At 32.4% G+C, this 18390-nt stretch carries 19 protein-coding genes; 13 read left to right on the top strand and 6 right to left on the bottom strand.

The features are described from left to right. Nucleotides 1-33: 33 nt before the first annotated feature. Nucleotides 34-2199, bottom strand: a complete 2166-nt coding sequence (locus tag ACHRVL_RS14260) for a DNA mismatch repair protein MutS (protein WP_395413867.1) — start codon at nucleotides 2197-2199, stop codon at nucleotides 34-36. Nucleotides 2200-2311: 112 nt separating this feature from the next. On the opposite strand from ACHRVL_RS14260, the gene ACHRVL_RS14265 reads away from it, so the two are divergent. Then, nucleotides 2312-2665 (top strand): hypothetical protein, encoded by a 354-nt coding sequence (locus tag ACHRVL_RS14265; protein WP_395413869.1) that lies wholly within the window; start codon nucleotides 2312-2314, stop codon nucleotides 2663-2665. Nucleotides 2666-2674: 9 nt separating this feature from the next. Next, nucleotides 2675-3346: a uracil-DNA glycosylase gene (locus ACHRVL_RS14270; RefSeq protein WP_395413871.1), complete on the top strand. Its 672-nt coding sequence runs from the start codon at nucleotides 2675-2677 to the stop codon at nucleotides 3344-3346. A gap of 20 nt (nucleotides 3347-3366) precedes the next feature. Here ACHRVL_RS14270 and ACHRVL_RS14275 read toward each other — a convergent pair whose 3' ends face one another. The 5 genes from ACHRVL_RS14275 to ACHRVL_RS14295 all read right to left on the bottom strand — a co-directional run bounded on the left by ACHRVL_RS14275 (nucleotide 3367) and on the right by ACHRVL_RS14295 (nucleotide 7712). Next, entirely contained in the window at nucleotides 3367-3753 is a 387-nt protein-coding gene (locus ACHRVL_RS14275) for a DUF4258 domain-containing protein (protein ID WP_395413873.1), read from the bottom strand. A 36-nt stretch (nucleotides 3754-3789) separates the two neighbouring features. Continuing rightward, nucleotides 3790-4989: an alanine dehydrogenase gene (locus ACHRVL_RS14280; RefSeq protein WP_395413875.1), complete on the bottom strand. Its 1200-nt coding sequence runs from the start codon at nucleotides 4987-4989 to the stop codon at nucleotides 3790-3792. Between the two features lie 84 nt (nucleotides 4990-5073). Continuing rightward, on the bottom strand, nucleotides 5074-5541 hold the full coding sequence (locus ACHRVL_RS14285; protein ID WP_395413876.1) for a GNAT family N-acetyltransferase: 468 nt from the start codon (nucleotides 5539-5541) through the stop codon (nucleotides 5074-5076). A gap of 106 nt (nucleotides 5542-5647) precedes the next feature. Continuing rightward, nucleotides 5648-6055 carry a tRNA (adenosine(37)-N6)-threonylcarbamoyltransferase complex ATPase subunit type 1 TsaE gene (gene tsaE, locus ACHRVL_RS14290; RefSeq protein ID WP_395413878.1) on the bottom strand — a complete coding sequence of 136 codons (408 nt, stop codon included), beginning with the start codon at nucleotides 6053-6055 and terminating at the stop codon, nucleotides 5648-5650. A 103-nt stretch (nucleotides 6056-6158) separates the two neighbouring features. Beyond that, a complete protein-coding gene (locus ACHRVL_RS14295) occupies nucleotides 6159-7712 on the bottom strand; it encodes a bifunctional response regulator/alkaline phosphatase family protein (protein ID WP_129053863.1) in 1554 nt (517 codons plus the stop codon). Nucleotides 7713-7931: 219 nt separating this feature from the next. On the opposite strand from ACHRVL_RS14295, the gene ACHRVL_RS14300 reads away from it, so the two are divergent. The 11 genes from ACHRVL_RS14300 (at nucleotide 7932) to ACHRVL_RS14350 (ending at nucleotide 18244) form a co-directional block, all read left to right on the top strand. Beyond that, entirely contained in the window at nucleotides 7932-9161 is a 1230-nt protein-coding gene (locus ACHRVL_RS14300) for an HD domain-containing protein (RefSeq protein ID WP_089055489.1), read from the top strand. A gap of 39 nt (nucleotides 9162-9200) precedes the next feature. Continuing rightward, a complete protein-coding gene (gene lpxD, locus ACHRVL_RS14305; RefSeq protein WP_370433111.1) occupies nucleotides 9201-10244 on the top strand; it encodes a UDP-3-O-(3-hydroxymyristoyl)glucosamine N-acyltransferase in 1044 nt (347 codons plus the stop codon). Beyond that, nucleotides 10237-11625: a bifunctional UDP-3-O-[3-hydroxymyristoyl] N-acetylglucosamine deacetylase/3-hydroxyacyl-ACP dehydratase gene (locus ACHRVL_RS14310; protein WP_089055598.1), complete on the top strand. Its 1389-nt coding sequence runs from the start codon at nucleotides 10237-10239 to the stop codon at nucleotides 11623-11625. Before lpxD ends, ACHRVL_RS14310 begins: the two co-directional genes overlap by 8 nt. A gap of 72 nt (nucleotides 11626-11697) precedes the next feature. Then, entirely contained in the window at nucleotides 11698-12483 is a 786-nt protein-coding gene (lpxA, locus tag ACHRVL_RS14315; protein WP_089055487.1) for an acyl-ACP--UDP-N-acetylglucosamine O-acyltransferase, read from the top strand. Nucleotides 12484-12575: 92 nt separating this feature from the next. After that, on the top strand, nucleotides 12576-13142 hold the full coding sequence (gene efp, locus ACHRVL_RS14320) for an elongation factor P (protein WP_089055486.1): 567 nt from the start codon (nucleotides 12576-12578) through the stop codon (nucleotides 13140-13142). A gap of 136 nt (nucleotides 13143-13278) precedes the next feature. After that, on the top strand, nucleotides 13279-14208 hold the full coding sequence (locus ACHRVL_RS14325; protein WP_395413880.1) for a UDP-3-O-(3-hydroxymyristoyl)glucosamine N-acyltransferase: 930 nt from the start codon (nucleotides 13279-13281) through the stop codon (nucleotides 14206-14208). A 1-nt stretch (nucleotide 14209) separates the two neighbouring features. Further along, a complete protein-coding gene (locus tag ACHRVL_RS14330; RefSeq protein ID WP_089055484.1) occupies nucleotides 14210-14572 on the top strand; it encodes a nuclear transport factor 2 family protein in 363 nt (120 codons plus the stop codon). A gap of 86 nt (nucleotides 14573-14658) precedes the next feature. Next, nucleotides 14659-15531, top strand: coding sequence for a succinate--CoA ligase subunit alpha (sucD, locus tag ACHRVL_RS14335; RefSeq protein WP_089055483.1), 873 nt, complete (start codon nucleotides 14659-14661; stop codon nucleotides 15529-15531). A 144-nt stretch (nucleotides 15532-15675) separates the two neighbouring features. Then, the gene (locus ACHRVL_RS14340; protein WP_129053861.1) at nucleotides 15676-16104 is read left to right on the top strand and encodes a hypothetical protein; all 429 of its coding nucleotides are present in this window, start codon (nucleotides 15676-15678) and stop codon (nucleotides 16102-16104) included. A 326-nt stretch (nucleotides 16105-16430) separates the two neighbouring features. After that, nucleotides 16431-17042 (top strand): RNA polymerase sigma factor, encoded by a 612-nt coding sequence (locus ACHRVL_RS14345; RefSeq protein WP_129023047.1) that lies wholly within the window; start codon nucleotides 16431-16433, stop codon nucleotides 17040-17042. An 89-nt stretch (nucleotides 17043-17131) separates the two neighbouring features. Next, nucleotides 17132-18244 (top strand): FecR family protein, encoded by a 1113-nt coding sequence (locus ACHRVL_RS14350; protein ID WP_395413882.1) that lies wholly within the window; start codon nucleotides 17132-17134, stop codon nucleotides 18242-18244. The last annotated feature ends 146 nt before the right edge of the window (nucleotides 18245-18390 follow it).

Below are 18390 nucleotides of genomic sequence, written 5' to 3' on the forward strand. Positions count from 1 at the left end.
TATAACAAACAGCCATCAGCCACAAACCATCAACTATTTTTTAACAGCCTCAACAAGCTCTAATTCGTCTAAACTTACTTTCGAGGTAAAGATACCGTAGTTTACGGTTGCTTTATTTTTTTCGATAGAATCTATGCTTCCTACAGATCTTCCGTCGAGCATTCGAACTCTGTCGCCGACTTTTAAAATAGGTTTTGGTTTTTCGATAACCGGTTTGAGTTTCTTTTCCTTTTTCTCTTTTCTAATCTCTTCGACTTTCACAGAAACTTCTGCAATTACTTCTTTTTTCTTTTCAATAATTGCTTTGCTTTCTTTTGGAGTTGCTTTTTTACGTTTAGAGTTTTCGATTTCAACAATTTTTAAAAACTCACCAATAAGTTCTTTCTTGTTTTTATTGTTAAAGTACTTCTCCGCGATATCTTCTATTTTTTGACCAATGTAAATTGTTTTCTGATTGCTGTCGTATAATTCCTGATAGCTTTCTAATTTTTGTTTGATTTTTACATTGATGTTTTCCATCTTTTTACTTTCCTCACGTGCTCGAGTTTCTTCTTCTTTTAAATTTAAAGAAGTTTTTTCAAGCTTCGATCTTTCTTTTTGGAGTGTTGCAATGGTCTTGTCAAAGCGAACTTTTCCAACTTCGATTTTTTTCTTTGCACGGTTAATTAATCCAAATGGGATTCCGTTTTTCTGAGCAACCTCAAACGTAAACGAACTTCCTGCTTGTCCTAAAGCTAATTTATACATTGGTTCAAGCGATTTTTCATCAAACATCATATTTGCATTTGTAGCAAATGGCAATTCGTTTGCCAAAATTTTCAAATTAGAATAATGCGTTGTAATAATTCCGAATGCTTCACGATGGTAAAATTCCTCTAAGAAAATTTCGGCTAAAGCGCCTCCCAATTCAGGATCAGAACCTGTACCAAATTCGTCAATTAAAAACATGGTTTTCTTGTTACACTTCTTCAAGAAATAATTCATGTTTTTTAATCTGTAGCTGTATGTACTTAGATGATTTTCGATAGATTGATTATCTCCGATATCTGTTAAAATTCGGTCAAACAAAAAGGTTTCGCTTCGTTCGTGAACAGGAATCAGCATTCCAGATTGCAGCATCAATTGCAGTAAACCAACTGTTTTTAAAGAGATCGTTTTACCTCCGGCATTTGGGCCAGAAATTACAATAATTCTATTTTCTTGTTTTAGTTCGATAGTCTGCGGATGCGTAACTTCGTTTTTTTGTTTATTATTGAGATACAAAATCGGGTGATAAGCTTCTCTAAAAAACAATCTTCTTTCTTCCGTAATCGTTGGTAAAATTCCGTTGATTCGGTTAGCGTATTTTGCTTTTCCAGCAACAACATCAATATCACTCAGGAATTCTTGATATTCAATTAAAAGCGGTAAAAACGGACGAATTGAATTTGATAACTGTTTTAAAATTCGAGTAATCTCTTCTTTTTCTTCGTATTCTAAATTGCTTAATTCACGCGAGTATTTTAAAGTCGCTTCTGGTTCGATGTAAGCAATACTTCCCGTTTTAGAACTTCCTAAAATAGAACCTTTTACTTTACGACGATACATAGCAAGAACAGCTAAAACGCGGCGATTTTGAACAAAACTTTCTTTAATATCATCAAGATATCCTAAGCTGTTGTATTGTGTTAATGCAACACCAAAACTTTGATTCACTTTTCCACGAACCAAATTCATGCTCTGACGAATGCTCAAAAGAGCAGGAGAGGCATTGTCTTTTATTTCGCCGTATTTGTCTACAATTGCATCAATTAAAGAAACAATCTCTTTTGTATATTCAACTCTTGAAGCTCTTGCATTAATATTGGGATAATAATCATCAAACTTTTTTAGAAAAGTAAGTAAGGCATTTGTTGTTGACGAAAGTGTGGCAATTTTTCTAAAACTTCCTACTTCTAGAAAACTGTCTTCGATTGCCAGAAATTTAATTTCGTGGGTTATCGCATCAAATCCGTGATTTGGGAGCGCATTATTGTTTTGAAAAGAAGAAACATACTCTGAAGTTTGCATTAAAGCCTGCATCAATGTTTCTTTATCTCTAAAAGGTGTTATTTGTAAAGCTTTTTCTTTTCCAATATCTGTGTTACAGCCAGCCGAAATAGTTTCGAGCACTGTTGGAAATTGTAAATCTTGTAATGTTTTTTCGGTAATAGATATCATTATATATCGTAAATTGTAAGGTTTCAAAGTTACAAAGTTTTAAAAACTAAATAGTACTATTGATTAGTAGTTTGAAAAAAACTTTGCGTAATTTGTGATAAAATTTTAATTGATGAAAAAGAAATTAGTTGATTATGAAGATAATTTAGTTTTTGGAATTATTAGAAATAATATCTTGAATGGAAAATTAGAATATAAAAAAGCAAAAGTTCTTGTAATTGGCTCCGAAATAGATTTTAAGAAAGAGATCAATACAGATCCATATATAATAAAAGTAGATGTTGCTGGTTTCGACGAAGAGTTAATAAAGGAAGCAGTTGTTAAAATGTCAAAAAGTTCCTTTATTGAAGGAGATGGTTTTAGTTTTTCTGCTTCTATATCTTCTGCATGGTGCAAAGAGGAGAGCTGGTTGGAAATTAATATATCGCACTTTTTATTTTACACTATTTTTGAATTTAACTTATAATTTATTGGAATGACAATTAATTTATCTCAAGATTGGCAGGATGTTTTAAAAGATGAAATACAAAAGCCTTATTTTTCTACATTAATGGAGGCTTTGGATGCTGAGTATAAAACGCATACTTGTTATCCTCCGGCTGAGTTGATTTTTTCAGCTTTTAATAATTGCAGTTTTGCCGATTTGAAAATCGTAATCATTGGTCAAGATCCTTATCATGGAGAAGGAGAAGCCAATGGTTTGAGTTTTTCAGTAAATGATACGGTTAAAATTCCGCCGTCACTTCGTAATATTTTCAGAGAAATAAATACCGATCTTGATTCGATTTTTATGCCGTCATCTGGAAATCTTGAAAAATGGGCACAACAGGGAATTTTACTTTTAAACGCTTCGCTGACGGTTCGTAAGGATAGTCCAAATAGTCACAAACATTTAAAATGGAATCTCTTTACAGATGCTGTAATTCAGGCTGTTTCTGACCATAAAGAAAATGTTGTTTTTCTGTTATGGGGAAGTTTTGCTCAGAAAAAAGGATTAAAAATAGATCGCTCTAAACATTATATTTTAGAATCAGGCCATCCGTCTCCTATGAGTGCCAATCAAGGAAAATGGTTTGGAAATAAGCATTTCAGCCAGACAAATGCTTTTCTAAAATCAAAAGGGATTAAAGAAATAGAATGGTTTTAAAATAGCACTTTTAAAAAGACCTATTTTTCAGTTTCTTTTTTAGTAATTTCTTCTAATACAGCTTTCTTTTCATAGTTTACTACTTTTAGAATAATCTCTTGATTTTTAGCTGTTTTTCCTTCAATAATGTATACTTTCCCGTTTTTGAACGGAACATTACTTTGGTCAAAATCTACATCGCCATACGTCAATGTGTTTTTTACATCGGCAGTATCAACCCATTTTTCATTTAAAGTCTGAACGGCTTTATCAGAATATTGAAAAGGTTTTGTTCTTAAATCATTTAAAACTCTGGCATTTGGAAAATAGTTGCAGCGAGTATCTTTACCACTAAAAATAAGGGCTACAACAAAACAACCCATTACTAAACCAATCAAATAATATGCAAAACGGTGTACGAACTTCATGAAATAAAATTTTTGCAAAGGTACATTAAAGTTCCTTTAAAATACAAGTAAATTAATATCGTTGTCTGGCAGATCAAACCAGTCGCCAATTGCTTTATTTGTTAGAATTCCATGATATAAATAAATTCCGTTTTTAAGCCCTTTATTGCATCTGATGGCACTCTCTAATCCGCCGTCTTCAGCAATTTGATGAAGATACGGTGAAAGTATATTGCTTATTGATAATGAAGCCGTTTTTGAATAACGGGAAGGAATGTTTGGTACACAATAATGCAAAACATTGTTTTTAATAAAAGTTGGTTTTTCGTGTGTTGTTACTTCAGAGCTTTCAAAGCAGCCGCCAGTATCAATACTTACGTCAACAATAACAGCGCCTTTTTTCATGTGTTCGACCATAGTTTCAGTAACAATAATTGGGCAGCGTTCTTTGCCTCGCATGGCGCCAATGGCAACATCACAACGTCGTAATGCTTTTAATAATGCTTTTTGCTGAATGGTAGATGTAAAAATGCGCTGACTTAAATTATTCTGCAGTCGGCGTAATTTAGTAATCGAATTATCAAATACTTTTACATTTGCACCTAATCCTATTGCGGTTTTTGCTGCAAATTCGCCAACGGTTCCCGCTCCTAAAATAACGACTTCGGTTGGAGGAACGCCGGTAATGTTTCCAAATAACAGCCCTTTACCAAATTCAGTTGTAATCATTAATTCGGCTGCTATAAGTATTGAAGCGGTTCCAGCAATCTCGCTTAAAGATTTTACAGCAGGATAAGTGCCGTCTTCGTCTTTTATATATTCAAAAGCTAATGCTGTAATCTTTTTTTGCGCCAAAGCTTCAAAATAAGATCTTTTTTTTGTTTTTAATTGAATTGCCGAAATGATAATAGTTTCTGGATTTATCATTTCGATTTCGGCTAAAGTAGGCGGTTCTACTTTTAATAAAAGCGGACAACCGAAAACTCTTTTAGTATCTTTAGTGATTTCTGCACCAGCATCAGAATATTCTTTGTCTGTATAACTTGAACTTTCTCCAGCTCCAGATTCTATCATTACGCGATGACCTTCGTAGGTTAAAGAATTTACTGCATCTGGAGTCAGGCAGATACGCCTTTCCTGATAGCTGGTTTCTTTTGGAATTCCTATAAAAAGTTCTCTTTTAAAACGACCAACCTCAAGTTTTTCTTCTTGTGGAAGTAATTGCTGCTTTGTAAACGGAGTTAAAGTAATTGACATGAGTTGTGCAAAAAATTAAGAGTACAAATTACGTAAAAAGTTTTAAAATTAGTGTAAAAATTCTGCTAATACTCTAGCCAAATGTTAAGATATTATTTTCTCCATTTTAATGTCGGCTCTTTTGTAAACCCCTGCTTCTAAAGGGATTTCTGCGAAGCCAAATTTTTTGTACAAATGAATTGCAGGAAGTAAAGTTGTATTAGAGTACAAAAAGAGTTTTTTTATATCATTTTCTTTCGCAATATCGATACAATGTTCAAGTAGTTTATTGCCAATTCCTAATCCTTGTGCAGTATCAGAAACAGCCATTTTGCTTAATTCGAATGTTGAATCGTCAACTTTTAGTAAAGAAACTGTTCCGATGATTTCGTCGTTGTATTTTGCGTAGAAAATCATTCCGCCTTTATCGATAATTTCTTCTTTCGGATTTGCAAGTGTTATTTTGTCTTTTTCTTCTACTTTAAAATATTTGGTCAGCCAAGCGATATTTAAAATTTTGATATGCTCTTTCAAATCTTCTGAAAAAGGGATTATTTCTACAACATTTTTCATTGCTTCTTTTGTTTTTGACTTGTAAATTATAATTCTGTGGAGAATTTTTGAGTTGAAGTTTACTGCAAAGATTCATTTTAGGAATTATATAAAGGTTCGCAGAGTTTTAGTTTAGCTCTAGTTTGCGTTTTCCATCAGAAAGCAATTCAATATTTATGGTTGAAGTATCTTCGGGAAGAAGATTAGCAATTTTTTCAGACCATTCTATAAAACACCAGTTTCCGGAATATAAATAATCATCAACACCCATATCGAGCGCTTCAGTTTCTTTATTTAAACGATAAAAGTCAAAATGATAAACAATTTGATTGTCAGAAGTATAATATTCGTTAACCAATGAAAAAGTTGGACTGCTCGTGGCATCTTTAACCCCTAAATTTTTGCACAACTGCTTGATTAAAGTAGTTTTTCCAACGCCCATTTCACCATTAAAAAGAATGATTTTTTTAGGGTTTGAAGCTAAAATTTGTGCTGCTGCTTCTTGAATTTGATCTAAAGAAAAAACGATGTTCATTGTTATATTTTTTTGCCACGAATTTCACAAATTTTCACGAATTAAAGCTTACTTTTTGGAATAAATTAATTCGGTAGATTCGTGTAATTCGTGGCGCTATATTTTATTTCGGATTAAATACCAAAAACGGAATAATCATTTCTTCTAACGAAATACCGCCGTGTTGATAGGTGTTTTTATAATAACTTACATAATGATTGTAGTTATTTACATAAGCCAGAAAAAAATCATTTTTGGCAAAAATAAACGAACTACTCATGTTTATGGCAGGTAAACCAATTGTTTTCGGCTCCTTTACTACATAAACATCTTTTTGTTCATAGGTTAAACTACGACCAGTTTTATAACGCAAATTTAGACTTGTGTTTTTATCTCCCACAACTTTCGATGGATTTTTTACATTAATTGTTCCGTGATCTGTTGTTAGAATTAGTTTAAAGCCTAAAAGCTGTGCTTGTTGAATAATTTCTAATAATGGAGAATTCTTGAACCAGCTTAATGTTAAGGAGCGATACGCTTTATCATCTGATGCAAGCTCTTTTACAACTTCCATTTCTGTTTTTGCATGCGAAAGCATATCTACAAAGTTGTAAACCACAGTGACTAAATCATTTGTTTTTAGGGCTTTGAAGTTTTCTGCTAGTTTTTTACCGCCGGCATAATTGGTGATTTTAAAATAGTCTTCTTTAATATTTAAACCCAAACGTTTTAATTGTGCGGATAAAAATTCTGCTTCATACAGGTTTTTTCCACCGTCTTCGACATCGTTTTTCCAATATTGCGGAAATTGTTTTTCCATATCCAAAGGCATTAAACCTGAGAAAATAGCATTTCTTGCATATTGAGTTGCAGTTGGCAGAATTGAAAAATACGGAACTTCTTTTTCTAATTTGTAATAGTTAGAAATCACAGTTTCAAATGATTTCCATTGATCATATCGAAGGTTGTCGATTACAACAAATAAAATAGGTTTGTCTTTCTTTTTAAGTTCTGGGACAACTAATTCTTTGAATAAATTGTGAGACTGAATGGGTTTGTCGGCTTTTGGAGCGAACCAATCTTCGTAATTTCGTTCAATGAATTTTCCAAATTGTGAATTGGCTTCTACTTTTTGAGATTCTAGAATTTCGATCATTGCCTGATCGTTGATATTCTCTAGTTTTAATTCCCAAAAAAGCAGTTTTTTGTATAGCTCAACCCAGTCTTCATAAGAATTAACCATGGCTAATTCCATCGAAATTTTTCTGAATTCTTTTTGATAATCTAAAGTCGTTTTCTCTGAAATTAATCTTGAATCATCTAGATTTTTCTTTAAGCTCAATAAAATCTGATTTGGATTTACTGGTTTAATTAAATAATCGGCAATTTTAGATCCGATTGCTTCTTCCATTATGTATTCTTCCTCACTTTTGGTAATCATAATCATAGGAATAGCCGACTTTTTTTCTTTCATTTCTGAAAGCGTTTCTAAGCCGCTCATTCCAGGCATATTTTCATCCAAAAAAACAATATCAAAATTGTCTTCCTCAAATAAAGCAATTGCGTCAAGACCGTTGTTACAAGTTGTTACAGCGTAGTTCTTTTTTTCGAGAAATAATATATGTGGCTTTAAAAGATCGATTTCATCATCGACCCAAAGTATTTTTATTTTGTCCATAAACGATTAATTTTAATGCAATTTAGAAGTATAGAACTTAAAAAGTATTAAAAATAGTATAAAATTAGGGATGTTAAATATAAATTAATTCAACTGCAATTTTTGTCTTTCTTTGAATGTTAAGAAAAAACTGATGTTAAATGTCGATATTTTAAATTAAAAACTAAAACCTGTTTATAGTTAATTACTTATATTTGTTGACCAAAAAATAGCCAACTAGTGACTCATTATAACAAACTTAAAATATTCAACGACCCTATTTACGGGTTTATCTCTATCCCGAACGAACTTATTTATGATTTAATTCAGCATCCGTATTTTCAACGTTTGCGTCGTATTTCGCAAATGGGAATGTCATATTTGGTTTATCCAGGAGCGAATCACACACGTTTTCATCATGCTCTTGGCTGTATGCATTTAATGCAGAAAGCCGTTGATACGCTTAGATTTAAAGGAGTTGCGATTTCTGGAGAAGAAGAAAGTGCATTATACATCGCAATTTTACTGCATGATATAGGACATGGGCCATTTTCGCATGCTATGGAAAAAAGTATTGTGGAGGATGTAAATCATGAAGCGATTTCGTTATTATTCATGAATCAGTTAAACGATGAGTTTGATGGGAAATTAAGTTTAGCTATTCAAGTTTTTAAAGGAGATTATCATCGCAAGTTTATGCTTCAATTGATTTCAAGTCAGTTGGATATGGATAGAATGGATTATTTAAAACGTGACAGTTTTTATACTGGAGTGGCTGAAGGAAATGTGAATTCTGAACGTTTAATTCAGATGATGAACGTGGTTGACGGTGTTTTGGTTATTGAGGAAAAGGGAATTTACTCGGTAGAGAAATTTTTGCTTTCAAGAAGATTGATGTATTGGCAGGCTTACTTGCATAAAACAAGTTTGGTGGCTGAGTTGATTTTGATGAAGGTTTTGAAAAGAGCAAAAGAATTGACTTTAAAAGGGGTTAAACTACCTTGCAGTGAACCGCTTTTGTATTTCATGCAAAACAAAATTACAATTGAAGATTTTGATGCTGAGAAATTGGATCTGTTTTCTCAATTAGATGATTTTGATATTATCAGTGCGCTAAAAGCATGGCAGAAACAGGATGATTTTATTCTTTCTACTTTAAGTAAAATGCTTATCAATAGAGATTTATTGAAAATTAAGCTGAGTGCAGAGAAAATTCCGATGGAAGAATCACAATCTTTAAAAGAAGAATTTGCTGAGGAACATCATATTTCACAGTTAGAAGCAGGTTACTTTATATTTAGAGGAAAAATTAAGAATCAGGCTTACAGTAAAGAAGCGGAACCGATTCGAATTTTGAAAAAAGATAAAACAATTGAAGATGTTGTAGAAGCCTCTGATCAGTTGAATTTGAAATCGTTATCTAAATTGGTGACAAAATATTACATCTGTTTTCCAAAACAACTTATCTAAAATTAACATTTAAAATCTATTTTTTATATTTTTGTCGCGATGAAATTTACAGCAGAACAAATAGCGGGAATTTTAGAAGGAGAAGTTGTTGGGAATCCCAATGCAGAAGTTTCTAGGCTTTCTAAGATAGAGGAGGGCGAGGAAGGATCGCTTACTTTTTTGGCTAATCCCAAATATATCAATTACATATATACTACAAAAGCAAGTGTTACAATTGTTAACGACAGCTTTATACCTGAGCAGGAAATTACTACAACTTTAATAAAAGTAGAAGATGCTTATGCTTCTTTTTCTAAACTTTTACACTTTTACAATCAAGTAAAATTGAATAAGAGCGGAATTGAAGCGAACTCTTTTATGTCAGAAGGAACTAAATATGGTGAAAATCTATATTTGGGCAGTTTTAGTTATATAGGACAAAATGTTGTTTTAGGTAATAATGTAAAAATTTACCCAAACAGTTTTATTGGCGACAATGTAGTTATTGGTGACAATGTATGTATTTTTGCAGGCGCAAAAATATATTCAGAAACGGTAATTGGAAACAATTGTACAATTCATTCAGGTACTATAATAGGTGCAGATGGTTTTGGTTTTGTACCAAATGAAGAGGGAGTTTATAGTAAGGTGCCGCAAATTGGTAATGTTATTATTGAAGATAATGTTGACATTGGTGCTAATACTACGATCGACAGAGCAACTCTTGGTTCTACAATTATTAGACAAGGAGTTAAATTAGACAATCAAATTCAGATTGCTCATAATGTAGAGATTGGTAAAAATACTGTAATTGCTGCTCAGAGCGGTGTTGCAGGCTCTACAAAAATTGGCGAAAACTGTATGATTGGCGGGCAGGTTGGTATAGCAGGCCACTTAATAATAGGAAACAATGTTAGGCTTCAGGCGCAGTCTGGAGTTGCGAGAAACATTAAAGACGATGAAATTCTGCAAGGAACACCGTCACTTGGATATACAGATTTTAATAAATCGTATGTTCATTTTAAAAACTTTCCTAAGATTGTTGCCGAACTGGAAGAATTAAAAAAACAAATAATAAACCCAAAAAATGGAAATAATGGTTAAACAGAAGACCATCAAAAATGAAATTTCACTAACAGGAGTTGGATTACACACTGGAAAAGAAGTTACAATGACTTTTAAACCAGCTCCAATTAATAACGGTTTCACTTTTGTCAGAGTTGATTTGCAAGGTCAGCCAGTCATTGAGGCTGATGCTAATTATGTTGTTAATACACAAAGAGGTACTAACTTAGAAAAATTAGGTGTTAAGATACAGACTCCAGAACACGTTTTAGCTGCATTAGTTGGCTGCGATTTGGACAATATTATTATTGAATTAAATGCCTCTGAACTTCCTATCATGGATGGTTCATCAATATATTTTGTTGAAGCAATTGAAAAAGCTGGAATCGAAGAACAAGATGCCAGCCGTAATGTTTATGTTGTAAAAGAAGTTATCTCATTTACTGACGAAGCAACCGGAAGCGAAATTCTGGTAATGCCAAGTGATGATTATCAAGTAACAACAATGGTTGATTTTGGTACAAAAGTATTAGGTACACAAAATGCGACACTTAAAAGTATAGCTGACTTTAAAAATGAAATTGCTAATTCAAGAACTTTTAGTTTTTTACATGAATTAGAGTCATTATTGGAGCACGGATTAATTAAAGGTGGTGATTTAAATAATGCAATTGTATATGTAGATAAAGAAATTTCTGAAACTACAATGGCTAATTTAAAGAAAGCTTTTGGTAAAGACGAAATTTCGGTTAAACCAAATGGTGTTTTAGATAACTTGACTCTGCATTATCCAAACGAAGCGGCTAGACACAAACTACTTGATGTTATTGGTGATTTATCGCTTATTGGAGTTCGTATTCAAGGAAAAATCATTGCAAATAAACCAGGTCACTATGTGAATACTCAGTTTGCTAAAAAATTGGCAAAAATTATTAAAATCGAACAAAGAAATCATGTTCCAGTTTATGATTTAAACCAAGAGCCATTAATGGATATCCATAAAATTATGGCAATGCTTCCTCATAGACCTCCATTCTTGTTGATCGACAGAATTATCGAAATGTCTGATCGTCACGTTGTTGGTTTGAAGAATGTTACTATGAATGAAAATTTCTTCGTAGGACATTTTCCTGAAGCTCCAGTAATGCCGGGTGTTTTAATTGTTGAAGCAATGGCACAAACAGGAGGAATTTTAGTATTAAGTACAGTTCCAGATCCTGAAAACTACTTAACATATTTCATGAAAATTGACAATGTTAAGTTCAAACACAAAGTATTGCCAGGTGATACATTAATTTTCAAATGTGAGCTTATTTCTCCTATTAGAAGAGGAATCTGCCATATGCAGGCAAATGCTTACGCAAACGGAAAATTAGTTACCGAAGCAGAATTAATGGCACAAATCGCAAGAAAACAATAATAAATAATCAATTTTATTGTTTAGGTTTACTGCCCCAAATTAGATTATTTTAATTTAAAATATAAAACATAGATGAATCAACCATTAGCATATGTTCATCCTGGCGCTAAAATCGCTAAAAACGTTGTAATTGAGCCTTTTACAACAATTCACAATAATGTTGTTATTGGTGATGGTACTTGGATTGGTTCAAATGTAACCATCATGGAAGGTGCCCGTATTGGTAAAAATTGCAATATTTTTCCTGGTGCTGTAATTTCTGCTGTGCCGCAGGATTTGAAGTTTGGAGGCGAAGATTCTCTTGCTATTATTGGAGATAATTGTACCATTAGAGAGTGTGTTACTATTAATAGAGGTACAGTTGCTTCTGGGCAAACTATACTAGGTAACAATTGTTTAGTTATGGCTTATGCGCACATTGCACACGATTGTGAAATTGGCAACAATGCCATTATTGTAAATGGTGTAGCGTTGGCAGGTCACGTAGTAGTGGGTAACCATGCTGTAATTGGAGGTTTGGCAGCTATTCATCAATTTATTCACATTGGAGATCATGCTATGATTTCTGGTGGATCATTGGTTAGAAAAGATGTGCCGCCTTATACAAAAGCGGCAAAAGAGCCATTGTCTTATGTTGGAATCAATTCTGTAGGTTTAAGAAGAAGAGGTTTCAGTACAGATAAGATCAGAGAAATTCAAGAAATTTACAGAATTCTATATCAAAAAAATTACAATACAACACAAGCTTTAAGTATTATTGAAGCTGAAATGGAAGCTACTCCTGAGAGAGATGAAATTCTAGATTTTATTAGAAATTCATCACGAGGAATTATGAAAGGTTATTCAGGAAACTATTAAAAATAAAATTTAATTGTTTATTTGTATAATCGTTTAGTCGAAACAAATAAACGATTAAACGATTGAACAGAAATTAAATAAAACAAAAACAAATGGCATCTACATCAGATATTAGAAACGGATTGTGTATTAAATTTAATCACGATATCTATAAAATCATCGAATTTCTTCACGTAAAACCTGGAAAAGGTCCAGCTTTCGTAAGAACTAAATTAAAAAGTTTAACAACAGGGAAAGTATTAGATAATACATTTTCTGCTGGACATAAAATCGAAGATGTTCGTGTTGAAACACATACTTTTCAGTTTTTATATGCTGAAGGTGATGAGTTTCACTTCATGAATGCTGAAACTTTTGAGCAAATTTCTTTAAACAAGAATATCTTAGATGCTCCAGGATTATTGAAAGAAGGAACAAATGTAATGGTTCAGATTAATACTGAAACAGATTTGCCTTTATCAGTAGATATGCCAGGATCTGTTATTCTTGAAGTTACTTACGCTGAGCCGGGAGTAAAAGGAAATACAGCTACAAATGCAACTAAATCTGCTACGGTAGAAACTGGTGCGTCAGTAAACGTTCCGTTGTTTATCAACGAAGGAGATAAAATTAAAATTGATACAGCTTCAGGTTCTTACATGGAGCGTGTAAAAGAGTAAATTATTAATTAAGATAATTTGTCAATGAGTCAATTAGATAATTTATGAATAAACATAATTTTGAATATTCATTTTCTATTTGACTCATTTTCTAATTGACACATTCTCTAATTGACAAATTTTCTAATTATAAAATATGAAATTTCCAAAAGTTCACTCTTTAGAAGAAATTGCAAATTTGCTTAACTGCAAATTTGTTGGTGATAAAAACTTTCCCGTTTTAGGTATGAACGAAATTCATGTCGTAGAACCTGGAGATATAGTTTTTGTTGACCACCCGAAGTATTATGACAAAGCTTTACAATCTGCTGCGACTATTGTTTTAATTAATAAAGAAGTCGAATGTCCAGAAGGTAAAGCTCTTTTAATTTCTGATGATCCTTTCAGAGATTTCAATACCTTAACCAAACATTTTAGACCTTTTCAAGCAACAACTGTATCAATAGCACTTTCTGCAACTATTGGAGAAGGAACTGTTATTCAGCCCAACTGTTTTATTGGAAATAATGTAACTATTGGTAAAAACTGTTTAATACATCCAAACGTTACTATTTACGATCATACCGTAATTGGAGATAATGTTATGATTCATGCAGGAACTATACTAGGAGCAGATGCTTTTTATTATAAAAAACGCCCTGATGGATTTGATCAGTTAATTTCTGGCGGCAGAGTGGTGATTGAAAACAATGTTGGAATAGGGGCGCTTTGTACAATTGACAAAGGCGTAACTGGAGATACAACTATTGGAGAGGGAACAAAACTGGATAACCAAGTACATGTTGGACATGACACAGTTATTGGCAAAAAATGTTTAATTGCTTCTCAAACTGGTATTGCTGGTTGTGTAATTATTGAAGATGAAGTAACTATTTGGGGACAAGTAGGAACAACAAGCGGAATCACAATTGGAGCAAAAGCGGTTGTAATGGGGCAGACAGGTGTTACGAAGTCGGTAGAAGGAGGTAAGTCTTATTTTGGAACACCAATTGAAGAATCAAGAGAAAAGTTAAAACAATTAGCCAATATCAAAAAGATCCCTGAAATTCTAACTAAATTGAAGTAATATGTCTATAAAAGAGTTTGTTCAAAAATTTTATAAGTCGGATGCCTTAATTGATAGTGAAATTCTTAAAACGTATCTCCATCCTGAAGTTATATTGGAATGGAATAGCAGTAAAGGATATATTGAGATGAATCATGACTCAATGCTGGAAATGGCCAATGAGCTAAGTCGGGCGTATGTTCGTTCGAAAGTGCGAATCAGCCACATTATTGCTGAAGAAGATCTAGTTTCAGTACGTTATTCTCACTATGTAAAAACAATTGAGAATCCTCGTGAAGAGATGCTGTTGGCGCATTTTTCTGCATTTTGGCAGATAAAAGATGACAAACTTTATAGGGGTTATCAGATGAGTCAATTTTCTTAATATTTTTTTGACAATAAAAGAGGCAAAATACATTACAAAACCTTATTTTTGCAACACAATTTTAAAAACTACATAAAATATATATCATGAGTGTTTTAGTTAATAAAGATTCCAAAATAATTGTTCAAGGATTTACAGGGAGCGAAGGAACTTTCCACGCTTCTCAAATGATTGAGTACGGTACTAATGTTGTTGGTGGTGTTACTCCAGGAAAAGGAGGAACGAGCCATTTAGATCGTCCAGTTTTTAATACAGTAAAAGACGCTGTTGACCAAGCTGGTGCTGATACATCTATCATTTTTGTACCGCCTGCTTTTGCTGCAGATGCAATTATGGAAGCTGCTGACGCTGGAATTAAAGTAATTATTGCTATTACAGAAGGAATTCCTGTAGCAGATATGATTAAAGCAAATAATTATGTTAAAGAAAGAAATTCTAGATTAATTGGACCAAACTGCCCAGGAGTTATTACTCCAGGTGAAGCTAAAGTTGGTATTATGCCAGGTTTCGTTTTCAAAAAAGGTACAGTTGGAATTGTTTCTAAATCAGGAACTTTAACTTACGAAGCTGCTGACCAAGTTGTAAAACAAGGTTTAGGAATTACTACAGCTATCGGAATTGGTGGAGATCCAATTATTGGAACTACAACTAAAGAAGCTGTTGAATTGTTAATGAACGATCCTGAAACTGAAGTAATCATTATGATTGGTGAAATTGGAGGTCAACTTGAAGCTGATGCTGCAAGATGGGTAAAAGCTGATGGTAACCGTAAGCCAGTTATTGGTTTTATCGCTGGAGAAACTGCTCCTGCTGGTAGAACAATGGGTCACGCAGGTGCAATTGTTGGTGGTTCTGATGATACAGCTGCTGCTAAAAAACAAATTATGAAAGACAACGGTATTTATGTTGTTGATTCACCAGCTGAAATTGGTAAAAAAGTAAAAGAAGTACTTGGATAATCTTCAAGTTATTTAAAATAACAAATTCCAAAAAAGTCTCAATATTTTGTTGAGACTTTTTTACATTTTTAAAATGTTGGAATATAAATTAAAAATTTAGCAACTTTGTGTGTCAGTACCTTAGAAGCTTAAAAATAAAAAATGATGAGTAAAGAATTAGAAAAGTTTAAATCAAGTAATAGTTTTACTTTTACTGTAAATGATAGTTTAGAAGAAGTTTGTAATGCTCCTGAAGGAAGTGCTGGGATTTTTGTAGTTTATGAAATTGACGGAGATTCAAAAGAGCTAATCATGGTAGGTTCTACGGGAACTGTGCAAAACGATGGAACTCTTAAAAGCAAAAGCGGAGGATTATACGATAAAATTGTAAATGGACATCAGTTTGCAAAAACAGGAAGAAAATACTCTTGGCCGGCACAAATGAAATTAGAGAACATTTCTGTTCTTGAAGTAGTTTGGTATGAAACTTTTAATGCAGATGTAAAAGCAATTCCAACTGCTGTTGAAGGGCAGGTTTTGCAAAATTTTCTAGATGAAAATGGAAAATTACCAAGATGGAATGTAGCTTTCTAAAAGCAATTTCTTAATGTAAATTAGCAAAGCCTTACTTTTAGTAAGGCTTTTTTATTGAGGTTATATAAAATTTTTAATGTAGTAAAAATCTTTCTTTTTGCTATTTTAAAAGAATGAATTTTTTTTTAACATTTATTTAAGAACGCTGACGCAGTCTAAGTTAAGGATGGTTTCTGTATTAAGAAACCGCTTAGTTTTTGTAAAATAATTGGTTTTAAATATTTGCTTTTATATATTTAGCGAACAAAATAAAAATTTAATGTTAAAATAATGTGTTCTCTGCATTAATAAAAAATGTCTTCTTGTTTAGATAATAATTATCAATTATGAAAACCCGAATCTTACCAGTCAATTCTATTGATGACAATACACTTTGGAATGATTTAAAAATAGGAGATGAAAAATCATTTTCACTGCTGTTTGAAAGACACTACAGCGATTTGGTGAGTTACGGGAACTCGCTTTCTCCATACGCAGAAAAAGTTCAGGATTGCGTTCAAGATGTATTTACAGATATTTGGCTTTATAGAAATTCATTGCAGGGCTCAGTTGTCGTAAAAGCCTATTTGTTATCAAGCGTAAGAAAGAGAATTGCTCGATTGTACGAACGTGATCATATTTTTAGAAAAACGGCAAGTACAGATGCTGTCGAATTTTTATTAGAATTTGCTGTTGATAATGAACTTTTGGATGATGATTACGTTACAAAAGAAAAAGTGGTTCATTTGAATAAATTACTTAACGAATTACCTCCAAGACAAAAAGAAGCGCTTTATCTGCGTTATCATCAAGGACTTAGTGTTGAACAAATCGCCGAAATGCTGGATATTAATTACCAATCTGCAAATAACTTGCTGCATCGCGCTTTACTTACTCTTCGTAAAGAATGGAAAGGCAGTTTAACTATTATTACAATACTGTTTTCAAGCACTTTTTAAATAAAGTAAAAAAAAATAAAAAAAAATCACAATTTAGTGAGTATATAATAAGAAAGCTGTCCTCTATGTTTTTGTAACCTTATTTTTAGATGCAAAAACGTAACACATATACCGAAATAGAAGATTTTTTATCTGATGAATCATTTCAATCCTGGATTCTATTTAAAATAGATCAAGATGGATGGGAGGAATGGACCTTAGAAAGTCAACAGAGAGCAAAACTAGTAGAAGACGCTAGGTTAATGCTTCTTTCTATGAAAGTTCGCGAAAGTGAACTTACAAAATCTGATATTCACAGAGCGTTACAAGATACTTGGATAAAGATTCGTGAGAAAGAATCTCAAAACGCACAACAAGATTCAAAAACTACTTTTTTTAGAAGATATCTTCTTTCTGGAATTGCAGCATCTTTTCTTTTATGCTTGATGTCAGTTTGGTGTTACAATCAATATTTTAAATCCGAAAGCAAAATAGTTACTTACAAAGAACTTATCGATGATAATAATGAAGGTTTAGTAGAACAGACTAATAATTCTAATAAACCTCAGATTATCACATTATCAGACGGAAGTTCTGTTTTGCTGCAGCCAAATAGTAAATTAAGTTACCCTAAAATCTTTACCGGAAACGAAAGAAAGGTGTATTTATCCGGCGAAGGTTTCTTTGAAATTAGTAAAAATCCTCTTAAACCTTTTTACGTTTATGCGAACGAGATTATCACAAAAGTTGTAGGAACTAGTTTTAGAGTTAAAGCTTATTCTGATCAGCCTGATGTTGAAATTCTTGTTCGTACCGGTAAAGTTAAGGTAAAATCAAACGATATGATTTCTAAATCAGATCAGCAAGAGATTGTTTTACTTCCAAATCAAGCTTTACGGTTTTTACGAAATGATTTGAAATTTAATAAAATAACAGATATTACTCAAGATGTAGTACTTGCAAAAAGTGTTGGTAATATTGAACAGTTAAGCTTCGAATTTAACGATATTCCAGTTTCTCAAATTTTTGAAACAATCGAGCAAGCTTATTTAGTTGATATTGATTATCCAAAAGATAAATTAAAAGATTGTCATTTAACCACTTCATTAAGCGATCAGCCTTTAACCGAAAAATTAAAAATTGTTTGTAAAAGTATCGGGAATAGTACAAGTTTTGAAATGAACGGAAATCAGATAATTATAACATCCCAAGGCTGTAATTAATCTTTGAATGCAACTGTAATTGCATTTAAATATTTTGTCACTAATCGTAAATTTTTCGATGTAAAACCTTTCAGTTAGGAAATTAATTGTAGTTTATTTCATATTTAAAAATATGAACCAAAAAAACAAAAACTAAACCAACCAAA

This window comes from Flavobacterium sp. FlaQc-28, from assembly GCF_044007415.1.
Taxonomy (GTDB): domain Bacteria; phylum Bacteroidota; class Bacteroidia; order Flavobacteriales; family Flavobacteriaceae; genus Flavobacterium.